Here is a 14,713-nt window from a genome sequence, read left to right as displayed (position 1 = left end):
CTTCATTCGTCCATCTCCTTTGATCGACGGACTCTACCAAAATCTGGAGGAGGTTCAGGGGCTCAGGTCACTATGCCTACCGCAAGGACGATCCGGGCTCGGCGGCTGTCGCCATCGCCACCGATCCGCTGCTGTTTCCGGGGCTGGGCACGGTCAACGATCCGGTGACGCAGACCTTTTCCGGCGCGGCCGGCCTGCAGCGGCAGGCCGGCCCGTTCAGCGCGCTCGCCGAGATCAATGGCGAGCGGCAGGTGCATGGCGATGCCACGCTGACCGACGGCAGGACCGTCTCGCAGGACGATCTCGACTATACGCGCTACGGCGCGCGACTGCGCGGCGGCTATTCGATCTCGCCGGTGCTGACGCCGTTCGCCGAGATCGAATACAGCCGGCGCGTCATGGATGTGCGGCCGGATCCGGCGGGCATCGACCGCAATGCGGTCCGCTACGCGCTGCGCCTTGGCACGGCCTTCGACCGGGGCGAGAAGCTGTCCGGCGAAATCGCCCTCGGCTATGTGCATGAGGACATCGCCGATGCAACGCTGGGCGACATTGGCGGGCTTTCGGTGGCCGGTGCGCTGAACTGGTCGCCGCGCCGCGAAACCGATGTCAGCGCCGGCCTCAGCACCTCGACGACCACCAGCGGTTCGGCGGGCGTCTCGGGCGCGCTTGTCTATGCGGCCAATCTTGGCATTACGCACCGCGCGCGCGCCGATCTCGAGCTCAATGGCGGGCTCAATGTCGAATATGACGATGTCGTCGGCGCGGCAGAAGACGAGATAACGGTCGGCGGCACGCTCGGTGCTACCTGGTGGTTCAACCGGTTTGCCGGTCTGACCGGCCGCGTTAGCCATGAACGCACCTTCAGCGACGATCCGGCCGAGGAATCCAGCAGCACCAACGCATTTGTGGGGGTCCGGCTGCAACGCTGACTCATTGTCGCCATGGTTGTTGCCACACTTGCGGAAAAACCTCCGACAGACAGGGCGGCGTCATCCAGGCAAATCGGGAGAAAGGCTTGTCATGACGAAGGGGTGCAAAAGCGGGCTGGCGGCCGGACTGGCAGCTTTGATGGCGGTGGTCATGATGGCCGGCACGGCGCCGGCGCGCGCCGATGCCGGCTTCCAGCAATGGATTCGCGATTTCCGCGCGACGGCGGTGGCCAACGGCGTTGATGGGCGCGTCTATGACCGCGCCTTCGCCAATGTGCGCACGCCGGATGCCGAGGTTCTGCGCAAGGCGCGCTTCCAGCCCGAATTCCGCGACGAGGCGTGGCAATATATCGATGCGCGCGTCAACGAACGCACCATCGGCGACGGGCGGGCGATGTTGCGCAAGCACGGCCGCCTGCTGGACCGGATCGAGCGCTCCACGGGTGTATCCAAGCATATCCTGCTGGCCATCTGGTCGATGGAATCGAGCTATGGCGAGGCGCTGACGCAGCCGGGCCGGCTGCACTATGTTCCGCGCGCGCTGGCCACGCTCGCCTATGCCGACCGCCGCCGCGCCAAGTTCGCGCGCAGCCAGTTGATCGCCGCGCTCAAGATCGCCCAGCGTGGCGATGTGGCGGTTGAGGGGCTGACCGGCTCCTGGGCCGGCGCGATGGGCCACACCCAGTTCATTCCCACAAGCTACAAGGCCTATGCCGTCGATGGCGATGGCGACGGCCGCCGCGACATCTGGAACTCGATCCCCGATGCGCTCTACACCGCCGCCAGCCTGTTGAAGAACAATGGCTGGCGATCGGGCGAGACCTGGGGCTACGAGGTGGTGCTGCCGCCCGGGCGCAAGTTCCCCGGCGGGCAGATGACGCTGCGCGAATGGCAGCGCATCGGCGTCGTGCGCGCCAATGGCGAGCCTTTTCCGCGCCCGGGCCAGCAGGCCGAACTGAAGGTCCTGCAGGGCCGCGACGGGCCGGCCTTCCTGATGATCCGCAATTTCTTCGTCATCAAGCGCTACAACAATGCCGACAAATATGCGCTGGGCGTGGGCCTTCTGGCCGACCAGATCGCCGGTTTCCCGCCGCCCAGCCGCGACTGGACCCGGCCATTCACGCGTCTGACGGTGGCCGAAAGCGAGGAGCTGCAGCAGCGGCTCAAGCGCCAGGGATTTTACGAGGGCGACGTCGACGGCAAGATCGGGCCGATGTCGCGCAGCGCGATCAAGGCCTTCCAGGCAAGCCGCGGCCTCGCCCAGGATGGCTATGCCTCCATGGAGGTGCTAGAAGTGCTGCGCCGGCGCTAGGACGGACCTCGGGTTCGGGACCGCGGCGGCGGGGCGCAACAGGGACAGTGCAATGGACGGTCGGCTCGAAAGGGGCTGCGGTGGTCAAGCAAGTGCGCGTGCATGGCGGGCGCTCATGGCTGGCTGCATTGCCGCGATCATGCTTTTGACCGGGGCGCCGCTCACCGGATCGGGCGGCACATCGGATGCCCACGCCCAATCCCGTCCCGGCGAACCCGGTCTCTTGCAGATGCTGTTCAACCGCAACAACCGGCAGGAGACGACCCGGCAGCCGCGTCCGCGGCAGGCCGCGCCGGGGCAGCGCACGACGACGCGCGCGGCGCCCGCACGACGTTCATCGTCCGGGGGCGTGGCTTCGGCGCCTGCCACACCGCGCACCGAGGCGGTCGAAAAGGCGGAAAATGCGCGCATCGTGCTGGTCGTCGGCGATTTCGTCGCCGACGGGCTGGCGCGCGGGCTGACCGACGCGTTCGCCGCCTCGCCCAATGTGGTGGTCGAACGGCGCGTCAACGGGTCTTCCGGTTTCGTGCGCGACGATTTCTACGACTGGCCGGGCGAGATCGGCGCGATCCTCGAAGAGGTCAAACCCTCGGTCCTGGTTGTCCATCTGGGCTCGAACGACCGCCAGCCGCTGCGCGTTGACGGCGCAACGCGCGAGGTTCTGTCGGAACAGTGGCGCACCGAATATCAGAGCCGCATCGACGCGTTCATCAACGCGGCCGGGCAGGCCGGCGTCGCGCTGGTCTGGACCGGCAGCCCGCCGTTCCGGTTCCGGTCCATGTCGGCCGACATGCTGGCGTTCAACGAAATCTACCGCGCCCGGACCGAAGCGGCGAACGGCCATTTCGTCGACATATGGGACGGTTTCGTCGACGAGGACGGCAATTTCATCGAGCGCGGTCCGGACATCAAGGGGCAGGTGGTGCGGTTGCGCGGCTCCGACGGCATCAATTTCACGCCCGCCGGCCAGCGCAAGATCGCCTTCTATGTCGAGCGGCAGCTCAAGCAGATCCTCGGCGATTCGGCGCTGCCGCTGGTGACCTCGCTGGGGGCGGACAATCTGCCGATCATGAAACTGCCGCCGCTGCAGACCGAGGCCGATCTGGAGCGCGTCAATCCGATCGCGGTGACCGACCCCGATCTCGATGGCGGCAGCGTGCTGCTGGGCGATGTCAGCCAACCGGAAGCGGCGGCGAACCCGCTGCAGGCCCGCTCGGTTCGCCAGCGGTTGGTGGAAGAAGGTCTGCCGCCGCCGGCGCGCGCCGGCCGTGCCGGAAGCGTCGCACCTCTGACGCCGGACCCGCGGCCGCAGGCGACCGGCTCGCTGGCGCCGCTCGATGCGGGCACCACGCTGCAATAGCGGTCAATCGTGCGCAGGCGCCTTGGCCGCGAAAGCTGCGGCCTGCTCGGGCGTCGCCTCTGTCTGGTGAAGGCGCTTCCATTCGTCATAGGGCATGCCGTAGACGATCTCGCGTGCTTCGGGCCTGGAAAGGTCGATGCCCCGTTCGGCGGCCGCGTCCTGATACCAGTTTGACAGGCAGTTGCGGCAGAAACCGGCCAGGTTCATCAGATCGATGTTCTGCACGTCGGTGCGCCGGCGCAGATGCGCCACCAGCGTGCGGAAGGCGGCCGCCTCCAACTGGGTGCGCGTGTCGGGATCGATGTCGGGCATGGTGCGTTTCCCTGTGGATGGCCAGGACCGGCCGCTTTTCATGTGCCCACAATTGCCATCCGATGGATACTTGTCCAGTGCCGCGGCATTGAACGGGTCGGCGCCTTCGGATTGACAAAGACGGCAGCCATGCCAAAAGGAGCCGATGCGCTGGTTCGGGCCTAAGCACATGAAAAGACGATGGAGCGTGGGTCGGCTGGCTGGCCCTTGGCTGCTTTTTGCGGCGGTGGCCGGCGGTGCGAACGTTGCGGGCACCGCACCGGCATGGGCCGACTTCCGCGTATGCAATTCCACCCAGGAGCTGGTCGGTGTGGCGATCGGCTATCGCGCGCGCGCCGGCTGGATCACCGAGGGCTGGTGGCATGTCGAGCCGGCCAGATGCAAGACGCTGATCGAGGGCGCGCTCGCCTCGCGCTACTACTATCTTTACGCCGAGGACGCGCTGCGCGGCGGCCGCTGGGACGGGCCGATCTCTATGTGCGTGGCCGAACGCGAGTTCAAGATCACCGGCGTCAATGACTGTTTCGCCCGCGGTTTCCAGCGCGCGGGCTTCCGCGAATACGACACCGGCAATCAGCAGAGCTGGATGGTGCAATTGGTTGACAATGACGGCGCGGCGCCGGAAGAGACCCCGGAGACATCCAATGTCACCGAGGGGACCGGACAGTGAAACGCAGCCGCAGGGTCAAGATTCTCGCAACGCTGGGTCCGGCTTCCTCCTCCGAGGAGATGATCGGCCAGTTGCACGAAGCGGGCGCCGACGTCTTCCGCATCAATATGAGCCATGCCAGCCACGATCTGATGCGCGACCTGGTCAAGCGGGTGCGCGCGGTCGAGGCGCGCATGGGCCATCCGATCGGCATCCTTGCAGACCTTCAGGGCCCCAAGCTGCGCGTCGGCAAGTTCGCCGAGGGCAAGGTGACGCTGGAGGTCGGCCAGACGTTCACGCTCGACGACCGCGACGAGCCGGGCGATGAAACGCGGGTCTTCCTGCCGCATCCGGAAATCCTCGAAGCGGTGCAGCCCGGCCATCGCCTTTTGATCGACGATGGCCGGCTGCAACTGGCGGCAACGGCGTCCGACGGCAATTCGATCACCTGCAAGGTGGTGTCCGGCACGGTGATCTCCGACCGCAAGGGCGTCAGCCTGCCCGACACGACTTTGGGCGTCGGCGCGTTGACCGACAAGGACCGCGCCGATCTGGACGAGGTGCTCAAGGAAGACATTGACTGGGTGGCGCTGTCCTTCATCCAGCGGCCCGAGGATCTGGCCGAGGTGCGCAAGATCGCGCGCGGCAGCGTGGCGCTTTTGTCGAAGATCGAAAAGCCGCAGGCGGTCGAACGGATCGACGAGATCATCGAACTGTCGGACGCGGTGATGGTGGCGCGCGGCGATCTGGGCGTCGAGATGCCGCTCGAAAGCGTTCCGGGCATCCAAAAGCAGATCACCCGCAAGGCGCGGCGCGCCGGCAAGCCGGTGGTGGTCGCAACGCAGATGCTCGAATCGATGATCGCCGCCCCGGTGCCGACGCGCGCCGAGGTCTCCGACGTTGCGACCGCCGTGTTCGAGGGTGCCGACGCGGTGATGCTGTCGGCGGAATCGGCGGCTGGCGACTATCCGGTCGAGGCGGTGCGGACCATGTCGTCGATCGCCAGCCGGATCGAGCGCGATCCGACCTATTCGGGCATCATCCACGCGCAGCGCGCCGAACCGGAAGCGACCGGCGCCGACGCGATTTCCGCCGCAGCGCGGCAGATCGCCGAAACGCTCCAGTTGAGCGCGGTCGTCTGCTACACGGCGTCGGGCACCACCGGGCAGCGCGCCTCGCGCGAGCGTCCGAACGTGCCGATCATTGCGCTTTCGCCGGTCGTCGAGACCGCGCGGCGGCTGTCGCTCGCCTGGGGGTTGCATTGCGTCGTCACCGACAGCGAACCGGCCGATCTGGACGACATGGTCGACCGCGCCTGCCGCATCGCGTTCGCCGAAAAGTTCGCCAAACCCGGCGACCGGATCATCATCACCGCGGGCGTGCCGCTGGGCACGCCGGGCGCGACCAACATGCTGCGAATCGCCTATATCGGCTCGGACGGGCTGAGCGGGATTTGAGGCTTGGGCTCTGACGCATGTGCGCCAAGTCGAAGCCGACGATGACGAAAAGCAGTTTGACGAAAAACTGCGCAGGGCGCCAAATTTCCGCCACCACCTTTCTGCGAGAATAACGACAAGTGAATGGCCGGATGCCTGAACAATCACTCAGATACGAAGTTAATTGCCTTCAAGATGGTACGGTCGTCACGAAAGATGGTGAGTTTTTAGGTAGTTGGGGTACTGATGAATCTGACGTGATCTATCAGTTCACACCCGATGGCGGAGCAGAACCTTTGCTCATCGATCCTTTCATGGGTCCACTTTGCGAGAAAATCCTCAAATGGCATGAGTCCAGAAATTTCGGTTTGTAGAAGACGATATTTGCTTTGGAACGTAGAATGAGACGTTGGGGCTAAGTGGACCCGCGCCGCAGTCCTTCAGTCTGACCCTCACTCCCCCCGGTAGCCCGCCGCCCGCACCTCCTTGCGGATTTCCTCGTTGTCGAGGCAGCGTTCGATCGGGCCGAACGCGTCGGAGGCGAGCTGTGCCTCCTTGGTCCGGGCGAGCGCCTGCAGGTCCCGCTCCCGGCCCGCAACGCTCTCCAGCGCGGCAACGACCAGATCGGGCAGGACATGGTCCGGCTTGTGGCCGAGATTGTGGATGCGCACCAGTTCGGCGTTCTGCAGGTCCCGAGCCAGCCCGGTCGAGTGGATCGACGGCAGCACGATCGTGTCCTTGTTGCCGGTGATGATCACCGATGGCGTCTCGATCTCGCGATAGCGCGGCGAGACCTCGGCGACATGATCGTAGAGGTTGGCGACATCGATGGCGTTGGCACGGAAATGGTTCGGCCGGAACAGGAGCGGCAGGCGCGTGCGTTCGGCATAATCGGGTGTCGGCCGGTTCGGCGCGAAGACGCAGGCGGTGCCGTCCTCCATGCGCGACCAGCCGCCGGGCATGGCGAGCGTTTCGGAAAACAGCCAGCCGACAATCGGCGTTGCGGTGAGCGTATAGTACCAGCTTATGCCGCCCGGCCAGGGATGGCTGACCGGCGACAGGAAGACCGTGCCGGCGGTCCTGTCGGGATGGTTCAGCGCAAACGAGACCGCGATGGCGCCGCCGAAGGAGTGGCCGACGACGATCGCCTTTTCGATGCCGAGTTCGTCGAGCATGGCGGCGAGCGTTCGCGCCTGTCCGTCGGGCAGGGCATTTTCGGCCGGTCCGCGCGACGACCAGCCATGGCCGGGCCGGTCGACGAACAGAAGATCGGCGCGGCCGCGCAGCCGGTCGCCGTAGATCGTCATCGCATCGTGCAGATTGCCGCTGGCGCCATGCAGGAAGACGACCGGCGGCAGGTCGGCATCGTCCCCGGCGGGAATGCGAACCAGATGCATGTCGGTGCCGTTGGCGGTCACGAAGATGCCGGCAGGCGGGTGGCGCCGCTCGATCATGATGACGCCGATCCGCGTGACCGCCATCAGGACGAGAACGAGCGCGACAAGCGCGGCGATGATGGCGGCAAGCATGTTCACGGGGCAGGGTCCGGTGTTTCGGAATTGGTGGCTGCGGCGCGGGCGCCGCGTCAGGCGGGTTCGCCGGCGAGATCGTCGCTGAGGCGGATGACCGCCTCCTGCGCCGACCGCATCGCGGGATAGACCTCCAGCGCGCGCTGCCAGGCTTCGAGCGCGGCCGCCTTGTTGCCGGTGCGCTCCAGGATCGTCGCCATGCCGGTCAGGGCGCCGAAATGGCGCGGCTCCAGCGCGAGCACCTTGTGGATGTCGTTCATCGACTTGGCGTAATTGTTCATGGTGAAATGCAGCGTCGCGCGGCGGTTCCAGCCCTCGGCGAAATCGGGCGCGCGGATGACGATCTGATCGAGGAAATCGAGCGCCATGGCGTAGCGCCGCTTGCCGGCGGCCTCGTTCGACCATTTCATCATCAGATCGATGCTGGCGCTGCCCGAGCGGTGCCATTGCGCCCAGATGGCGTCGGCGAGGTTGTCGGCGCGGCGCGCGTCGGGCGTGCGCTTGAGTTCGGCGAACAGTTCGTCGAGCCGTCCGGCGCGGCCGTCATCGACCAGCGGCACATCGTCGATCGGCGGCAGCAGGGCCTCGGCCTCCGGCTGCTCGGGCTCGGACAGGGGCGCCTCGGGATCGATGATCGTCTGCGCCGCCGCGGGGGCGGCGGCAAGGGAAAGGGCAAGGCCGGCAGCAAGGGCGGTTTGGATCGCGCGCATACCGTCAAGGTATCGCCGGCGAGCCCCGCGTCAAACGCAAAAATGCGTGATGGACTGGCGCACGACGAAACGGCCACGGGCATTCCCGCGGCCGCAGCCAAATTCGAAGGTGTGGTGAACCGGCGGTTAACGCGGTGCGCGTCAGCCCTGGCGCGCCTTGTAGCGCGGGTTCTGCTTGTTGATCACATAGACCCGGCCCTTGCGGCGGACGACGCGGTTGTTGCGGTCGCGGGCTTTCAGCGATTTCAGCGAATTCTTGATCTTCATGGTCTCAACTCGGCCGGTCTGTCGCGCCCTTGGCGCCAAGCGCCGGGCAAACAAAAACGCGCCCGTCCGGCGCGCCAATTCAGTGGGCGGGAGATAGGCGCAAAGGGTGCGTGTTGTCAAGGCGGGGGTGGGTGTGTGGGTCCGGTTTCCGGGCGCCAACGGCGCCAACGTGCAGGTCAACATCAAACTCGCCTCCGCGATAACCCCCGAGGAGTACCAGCGCATGGAGGACGTCCGCCAGAAAACGAAACGTCAAAGTAATCCCGCGGTTCCGGTGGGGCGAGATTTGAGAGCGGGATTGTCGTTCACCAGATCGTGTAGCCACCATCAATGAGCAAGTCGTGACCAGTGACAAAAGATGACGAGTCATTTAGCAGGAATTCAACGGCACCTACCACGTCACTCGTTGAGCCCAGGCGGCCCATTGGTATATCCTTCTTCCATATCTCATGTTCCTTGTCCCGACCTTCTGTCATGGGCGTGAGAATATATCCCGGGCTGACGCAATTTACCCGCACACCGAGTTCGGCCCACTCTGCTGCGACTGATCTGCATAGATGAATCAAGCCGGCCTTACTTGCATTGTAATGGCAATGAGGGGCGGTCTTATTTGATATGGAGCCGGATTTTGATGCAATGGCAACGATGGAGCCCGAGCATTTGGATAGTAACGGAAAGAAGGCCTGCATAGAGAGAAACGCGCCTGTGAGGTTCGTATCCATCACACGATTCCATTCGCTGGTCTCGAGAGACGTGGCGGAAACGGTTTTGTTAACACCCGCCGCAATAACCAATCCTGAAAGCGCTTCGTCCTCGTTCGCTATAGTATCACGAGCCTGGGCAAGTTCGTGCTCAGATCGCACATCGCATGCAATGAATTTGCACCTTGAACCCAGTTCCGCTTCCAACTCTCCCCCGCGATGTTTGTCTATGTCCAGAACGAAAACCTTGTGTTCTTGCGCCATGTGCCTGGCAATTTCAGAGCCAATGGCCCCCGCACCACCTGTTATTGCCAAACTCATTGCGCACCCCTGATAACCAAGAACAATTGTATGGCAAATCCAATCAGCCAAACGAAATGGTAAAGTCTAAAAAGATTGGCCGTCGCGAATTGCCAAGGACCTGAAAGCGACCGTTTATGGGCCGAAATCAGTGAATATCCGACCGTAGCTTCGAGCTCTACGGCGCGTCGTTTGAAATTCATCATTTCATTGAAGAGAAACACTTCGTTGAGAAGGCCGACAAGAGCCATTCCCACTCCAATCAGCGGTAATAACCACGACGGCGCGCCTTGGAAGACCGCGCTGGACGTGTTTGCAGCAATCACGGCTGCATGGGCAGCCGACGCGAAAAGAAGGCCCTGCCTACGAAATCTAGCCCACTGTATCCATAGATTTATGGATTCTCTGTATTCAACATGCTCAGGAAGAAAATTGTAATTTGCCGCTGTATTTCCTTTTTTATCTCCGGTTGGAGCCGTTGCACTTGAAGCCTTATCGCCGACTTTGGCTTTTTTGGTGTTTGCGGTCACAGCGCGCCCCCTTTCTTTTTAAAAATAGTGTCGTATCGCCAATCAAACAAGTATCTGAACAAGCGTACCGATTTTCTCCGGGCCGTCTTCGCCCCATACTTAGTGCGGCCTCCACGGTCGACATCTCTCCGAGGCCGTTCGACTCACCCGTTTTGTCCTGCCCATGGAGTGGGTCTTGCTGCTGGATGGCCGGCGCGGCGTCGGCAAGACCTGCGCGGCGATCCGCCGGGCGGAGCGCGGGGGCGCGCCTTCTTTCAAATCGCCGCGAAGGGCCAATTGGGTCCATTGCCCGCCTTGGCCTCCCGTTTCCGGTTGTCCCTGTGACAAGCACAGCGATGACGGCGGTAACGGTCACCCACCCCCTACCTTGGCACCAGCCGCGTCACATGGCCCATCTTGCGGCCGGGGCGGGTTTCGCGCTTGCCGTAATCGTGGACGCGGACGGCGCCGTCGGCGGCCCATTGGGGCAGCTTGGTGATGTCGTCGCCGATCAGGTTGGCCATTACGCAGTCTGAATGGCGGTAGCTTTCGGCCAGCGGCCAGCCGGCAATGGCCCTTATGTGCTGTTCGAACTGGCTGACCGAACAGGCCGCTTCCGTCCAGTGGCCCGAATTGTGCACGCGCGGCGCGATCTCGTTGCCGATCAGCCGTCCGTCTTCCATGACGAAGAATTCGAGCGCCAGCGTGCCGACATAGCGCAGCCGGCTGGCCAGCGCGCGGGTCTTTTCCATCGCGTCGGCCATGACGATGGAATCGAGGCCGCACGGCACGGTCGAACGGGCGAGGATGCCGCCTTCATGGTCGTTGCGGGCGGGCTCGAACTCGTGGGTCGCGCCGTTAGCGCCGCGCGTGACGATGACCGAGATCTCGCAGGCGAAGTCGGCAAGCGCTTCGAGAATGGCGGGCGCGCCGCCGATTGCGTCCCAGGCCTCCTCGGGTGTCGGATCGCTGTCGCCGCCGAAACGGATCTGGCCCTTGCCGTCATAGCCGAAGCGGCGCGTCTTGAGGATGCCGCGCCCGCCCATGTCGGCGAGCGCCATGGCAAGCTGCGGCGCACCGTCGATGGCATGGAAATCGACCGTCTCGATGCCGGTCTCGCGCAGGAAGGTCTTTTCGGTCAGCCGGTCCTGGGTGACGCGCAGCGCCCAAGCGTCCGGATGGACGGGCACCTTGCCGGACAGGTGCTCGAGGGCGCCCAGATCGATGTTCTCGAACTCGAAGGTGACGACGTCGCAGAGTGCAGCCAGCCGGTCGAGCGCGTCCAGATCGTCATAGGCGGCGGCGATGTACAGGTCGGAAAAGCGGGCGGCGGGGCAGTCCCCGTTGGGGTCGACGACGATGACGGAAAAGCCGAGCCGGGCTGCCGCTTCGGCGAGCATGCGGCCAAGCTGGCCGCCGCCCAGAAGGCCGATCGTCGCGCCGCGCTGGAGCATCAGTCCCCGTCCGCCGGATACAGCGCCACCTTGTCCGATTGCGCTTCGCGCCACGCGTCGAGCCGCTCACGCAGCGCATCGTCCGAGTTGGCAAGAATCGAAGCGGCCAGAAGGCCGGCATTGGCCGCGCCCGCTTCGCCGATCGCCAGGGTGCCGACGGGAATGCCGGCCGGCATCTGGACGATGGACAGAAGCGAATCCTGACCCGAAAGCGCGCGGCTCTGCACCGGCACGCCGAGCACCGGCAGCGAGGTGAAGGCGGCTGTCATGCCGGGCAGGTGCGCGGCGCCGCCGGCCCCGGCGATGATCACCCTGAAGCCTTCGGCGCGCGCGCCCTTGGCGAATTCGACCAGCCGGTCGGGCGTGCGGTGGGCGGAGACGATGCGCGCCTCGTGGCCGACTTCCAGCGTGTCGAGAATGTCGGCGGCGCGGCGCATGGTCGGCCAGTCGGACTGGCTGCCCATGATGATGGCGACGTCTTTGCGGCTCATGGCGGCGGACGGGTGCTCCCGGTGGGTGTCGTCAGGCGATGATGTCGGGGATGATCTGGTCCTCGACCTTCTGCAGCCGGTCCTTGATGGCCAGCTTCTTCTTTTTCATGCGCTGGATTTGCAGCGGATTGCAACCGGTCTTGATCATCGCCTCGATGGCGGCGTCGAAGTCGGTGTGATCCTGCTTGAGCTTGGCGAACTGCATGCGCAGTTCGGCCTGGTCCTGGTCGGAGGGTGTCATCGGCACCTTGTGCTGTGCGGGGAGACGGGAAGGCGGCCCATATCACACTATGACATGTAATAAAATGCTACACCGGGCCATTCGACAGCCCCCCATTTTCGTGGCACGATTTGCCGGTTCGCGGAACGATGAAGGAGGAGCTACATGTCACTTGACGGTCATCTCGACGCCCTTCGGCGCAAGCACGGCGCGTTGGAAAACGAAATCAACGACATGCTGACCCGCCCGGCGCCAGACGAGTCGCAGCTCACGCGCCTGAAGCGGGAAAAACTCCGTCTGAAGGACGAGATCGAGAAGATCACGGCGCAGACGCGCCACTGACACCACACAGCATTTTTTGTCCGCGCGGAGCGGCCTGCGGTTCATTCACAAGCATCGCTTGTGGATAAGGCGGATGGGTTCACTCGGCCCAGAACTGGTCGAGCCAGAGGTTCAGCGGCATGAAGCCGTTGTCCTGGACCGAATAGATGCGCCGCGTGCCCTCTGCCCGGGCATGGACAAGGCCGGCATCGAGCAGAACCCGCAAATGCTGCGAGACCGCCGGCCGCGAGATCGGCAGGCCCGTCGCCAGTTCGCCGACCGTCTTGGCGCCGCGCCTTAGCTCTTCGAGCAGGTGGCGGCGGTTCGGATCGGCGATCGCTTCGAACGGGTCGGTTTTCATGCGGCATGTGTAAGGCTGATCTTACCGCAGTGCAAGATAAATGCTGCAATGCAGCATAATACCTTGGCAGTGTACGGCCGGCGATGCGCATTTGCATCGGCCATCGCGCTGCCGTAATCGGGTGATTGCTGATCCGCCGACACGCCACCATCGGACCGACCATGCCGACCCAGGACATTGTGGACAATCGCTGCCGCCTCGTGCTGGTGACGCCGGCCGACCATGCGGCTGAAGATCTGGCGCGCCAGCTCGCCGCAGCGGGCGGGGGCGGCGATGTGGCGAGCGTGATCGTGCCGCAATACGGGCTCGATGAGGACGCCTATCAGGCCTTGCTCGAAACGGTGGTGCCGGCAGGACAGGCGATCGGCGCGGCGGTGATCGCCGCCGGCGAAGCGCGGATTGCCGCACGCGCCGGCGCCGACGGAATTCATGTGCGCGGCGACGCGGCCACGGTTGCGCGGGCGATGGACGAGCATGGCGGCCGCTGGATCGTCGGCGCGGAGGCCGGCAAGAGCCGGCACGGGGCACTGGAGGTGGGCGAGGCGCGGCCCGATTACGTCTTCTTTGGCCGGCTTGGCGCCGACACCCATCCGGAACCCCATGCCGGCGCGCTCGAAAACGCGGCATGGTGGGCGGAGTTCGTCGAGGTGCCGGCGGTGCTGATGGGCGGGCACGATCTCAACCATCTGGACCGGGCCGCAGCCTCGGGCGCCGACTTCGTGGCGCTGTCGCATGCCGTTCTCGGCGCCGATGCCGACGCGGAAGCGGCCGTGCGCGCGGCCAACGAGATCCTGTCGCGCCACGTGTTTGCGGAGGCGGTGTGAGACATCGTCCGCGCCAGACCCGTTACGCCATGGCCGTGCTGCTGGTGCTGGCGGCGGGCAATTCCGCATCGGCCCAAGACGATCCCCCGCCGGGGCGCTTTGCCGCGCCGTCCGCCGAGCAGGAGGCCGTAACACCGGGTGTGCGCCTTCCGGCGACGCCGGCACCTTCGCGCTTCGGCGCGCCCGATCCCGATCCCGCCTATGGCGCCTTCCAGCGCGGCCTGTTCCTGACGGCGCGCAACCTGGCCCTGCCGCGCGCCGAGGACGGCGATGCCGCCGCGCAGACACTGCTCGCCGAGATCTATGCGCGGGGGCTGGGCGTCGCGGTCGATTTCGACGAGGCGCGCAAATGGTATGCGCAGGCCGCCCGCCAGGGCGTGCCCGAAGCGCAGCTGCAGATGGCGCTGACGCTGCTTTCGGAGGATGAAGGGTCCGAGGAAGCGCGCTCGCTGATGAAGGCGGCAGCCGATGCCGGCCATGGCAAGGCGATGTTCAACCATGCGCAGCTCCTTTTGAGCGACCGGCCCGGCGCGTCCGGCCAGCGCGCCGCGTTCGACTATTTCCGGCGCGCGGCTGAGGCCGGCATTGCCGATGCGCAATATGCCATGGCGCAGTATTATGTGCAGGGAACGCCGCCGGTCTTTTTCGACGATGCCGAAGCCCGCACATGGCTGGAGAAGGCCGCACGCCAGGGGTTTGACAGCGCCCAGCGCGAACTGGGGCTGATGCTGCTGGAGGGGACGGGCGGACCGCGCGACCGCGAAGCGGGCTATCTGTGGACGGCGCGGGCCGCCCATTCGGGCAATGTCGCCGCCCAGGCGCAGATCGCCAAGCTGTTGTGGACAGGGATCGGCGTTGCGCCCGACGACACCCAGGCGGCGGCCTGGTACGTTCTGGCGCGCCGTGCCGGCCTGCGCGATCCGGTGCTCGAGGATTTCTGGCTGGGGCTTTCGCCACAGACCCAGCAGGAAGCGATCGGCCGGGCCAACCGGCTGCGCGCGCGCTGACCGACCAGGGGCCGGCGG

18 protein-coding genes are annotated in these 14,713 nt (G+C 65.2%); 8 read left to right on the top strand and 10 right to left on the bottom strand.

Features of this window, described 5'->3' with window-relative positions:
- Positions 1 to 41: 41 nt before the first annotated feature.
- The 3 genes from DEM25_RS16290 to DEM25_RS16280 all read left to right on the top strand — a co-directional run bounded on the left by DEM25_RS16290 (position 42) and on the right by DEM25_RS16280 (position 3,604).
- Entirely contained in the window at positions 42 to 932 is an 891-nt protein-coding gene (locus tag DEM25_RS16290; protein ID WP_109768841.1) for an outer membrane beta-barrel protein, read from the top strand.
- A 91-nt stretch (positions 933 to 1,023) separates the two neighbouring features.
- Positions 1,024 to 2,244 carry a lytic murein transglycosylase gene (locus DEM25_RS16285; RefSeq protein ID WP_109768840.1) on the top strand — a complete coding sequence of 407 codons (1,221 nt, stop codon included), beginning with the start codon at positions 1,024 to 1,026 and terminating at the stop codon, positions 2,242 to 2,244.
- A gap of 115 nt (positions 2,245 to 2,359) precedes the next feature.
- A complete protein-coding gene (locus DEM25_RS16280; protein WP_158585293.1) occupies positions 2,360 to 3,604 on the top strand; it encodes an SGNH/GDSL hydrolase family protein in 1,245 nt (414 codons plus the stop codon).
- Between the two features lie 3 nt (positions 3,605 to 3,607).
- Here DEM25_RS16280 and DEM25_RS16275 read toward each other — a convergent pair whose 3' ends face one another.
- Entirely contained in the window at positions 3,608 to 3,916 is a 309-nt protein-coding gene (locus DEM25_RS16275; protein WP_109768853.1) for a DUF1244 domain-containing protein, read from the bottom strand.
- Between the two features lie 169 nt (positions 3,917 to 4,085).
- On the opposite strand from DEM25_RS16275, the gene DEM25_RS16270 reads away from it, so the two are divergent.
- Both DEM25_RS16270 and pyk read left to right on the top strand, forming a co-directional pair.
- Positions 4,086 to 4,586 carry a DUF1036 domain-containing protein gene (locus tag DEM25_RS16270; protein WP_109768838.1) on the top strand — a complete coding sequence of 167 codons (501 nt, stop codon included), beginning with the start codon at positions 4,086 to 4,088 and terminating at the stop codon, positions 4,584 to 4,586.
- A complete protein-coding gene (gene pyk / locus DEM25_RS16265) occupies positions 4,583 to 6,022 on the top strand; it encodes a pyruvate kinase (RefSeq protein WP_109768837.1) in 1,440 nt (479 codons plus the stop codon). Before DEM25_RS16270 ends, pyk begins: the two co-directional genes overlap by 4 nt.
- A gap of 431 nt (positions 6,023 to 6,453) precedes the next feature.
- Here pyk and DEM25_RS16260 read toward each other — a convergent pair whose 3' ends face one another.
- From DEM25_RS16260 to DEM25_RS16225, 8 genes are all read right to left on the bottom strand, one after another.
- Positions 6,454 to 7,536, bottom strand: a complete 1,083-nt coding sequence (locus DEM25_RS16260) for an alpha/beta fold hydrolase (protein WP_109768835.1) — start codon at positions 7,534 to 7,536, stop codon at positions 6,454 to 6,456.
- Between the two features lie 50 nt (positions 7,537 to 7,586).
- Positions 7,587 to 8,240 carry a tetratricopeptide repeat protein gene (locus DEM25_RS16255; RefSeq protein WP_109768834.1) on the bottom strand — a complete coding sequence of 218 codons (654 nt, stop codon included), beginning with the start codon at positions 8,238 to 8,240 and terminating at the stop codon, positions 7,587 to 7,589.
- Positions 8,241 to 8,381: 141 nt separating this feature from the next.
- The gene (ykgO, locus tag DEM25_RS16250; RefSeq protein ID WP_109768852.1) at positions 8,382 to 8,507 is read right to left on the bottom strand and encodes a type B 50S ribosomal protein L36; all 126 of its coding nucleotides are present in this window, start codon (positions 8,505 to 8,507) and stop codon (positions 8,382 to 8,384) included.
- Positions 8,508 to 8,812: 305 nt separating this feature from the next.
- The gene (locus tag DEM25_RS16245) at positions 8,813 to 9,529 is read right to left on the bottom strand and encodes an SDR family oxidoreductase (protein WP_109768833.1); all 717 of its coding nucleotides are present in this window, start codon (positions 9,527 to 9,529) and stop codon (positions 8,813 to 8,815) included.
- A complete protein-coding gene (locus DEM25_RS17655; protein WP_109768832.1) occupies positions 9,526 to 10,038 on the bottom strand; it encodes a hypothetical protein in 513 nt (170 codons plus the stop codon). The genes DEM25_RS16245 and DEM25_RS17655 overlap by 4 nt, the downstream gene beginning before the upstream one ends.
- 362 nt (positions 10,039 to 10,400) lie before the next feature.
- Positions 10,401 to 11,471: a 5-(carboxyamino)imidazole ribonucleotide synthase gene (locus tag DEM25_RS16235; RefSeq protein WP_109768831.1), complete on the bottom strand. Its 1,071-nt coding sequence runs from the start codon at positions 11,469 to 11,471 to the stop codon at positions 10,401 to 10,403.
- Positions 11,471 to 11,962, bottom strand: a complete 492-nt coding sequence (gene purE, locus DEM25_RS16230) for a 5-(carboxyamino)imidazole ribonucleotide mutase (RefSeq protein ID WP_109768830.1) — start codon at positions 11,960 to 11,962, stop codon at positions 11,471 to 11,473. The genes DEM25_RS16235 and purE overlap by 1 nt, the downstream gene beginning before the upstream one ends.
- Positions 11,963 to 11,993: 31 nt before the next feature.
- On the bottom strand, positions 11,994 to 12,203 hold the full coding sequence (locus DEM25_RS16225; RefSeq protein WP_109768851.1) for a YdcH family protein: 210 nt from the start codon (positions 12,201 to 12,203) through the stop codon (positions 11,994 to 11,996).
- Positions 12,204 to 12,347: 144 nt separating this feature from the next.
- Here DEM25_RS16225 and DEM25_RS16220 point away from each other — a divergent pair, with 144 nt between their 5' ends.
- Positions 12,348 to 12,524: a YdcH family protein gene (locus tag DEM25_RS16220; RefSeq protein ID WP_109768829.1), complete on the top strand. Its 177-nt coding sequence runs from the start codon at positions 12,348 to 12,350 to the stop codon at positions 12,522 to 12,524.
- Between the two features lie 79 nt (positions 12,525 to 12,603).
- Here DEM25_RS16220 and DEM25_RS16215 read toward each other — a convergent pair whose 3' ends face one another.
- Positions 12,604 to 12,864 (bottom strand): ArsR/SmtB family transcription factor, encoded by a 261-nt coding sequence (locus DEM25_RS16215; protein WP_109768828.1) that lies wholly within the window; start codon positions 12,862 to 12,864, stop codon positions 12,604 to 12,606.
- A 161-nt stretch (positions 12,865 to 13,025) separates the two neighbouring features.
- Between DEM25_RS16215 and DEM25_RS16210 the strand changes: the two genes are divergently transcribed.
- Together DEM25_RS16210 and DEM25_RS16205 are read left to right on the top strand one after the other, a co-directional pair.
- The gene (locus DEM25_RS16210) at positions 13,026 to 13,688 is read left to right on the top strand and encodes a thiamine phosphate synthase (protein WP_109768850.1); all 663 of its coding nucleotides are present in this window, start codon (positions 13,026 to 13,028) and stop codon (positions 13,686 to 13,688) included.
- A complete protein-coding gene (locus DEM25_RS16205; protein ID WP_196780414.1) occupies positions 13,685 to 14,695 on the top strand; it encodes a tetratricopeptide repeat protein in 1,011 nt (336 codons plus the stop codon). Before DEM25_RS16210 ends, DEM25_RS16205 begins: the two co-directional genes overlap by 4 nt.
- Positions 14,696 to 14,713 lie beyond the last annotated feature (18 nt).

It is taken from the genome of Oceaniradius stylonematis (assembly GCF_003149475.2).
GTDB lineage: Bacteria > Pseudomonadota > Alphaproteobacteria > Rhizobiales > Rhizobiaceae > Roseitalea > Roseitalea stylonematis.
Note: the sequence above shows the minus strand (reverse complement) of the source record. Positions and strands in the feature narration are given on the sequence as shown.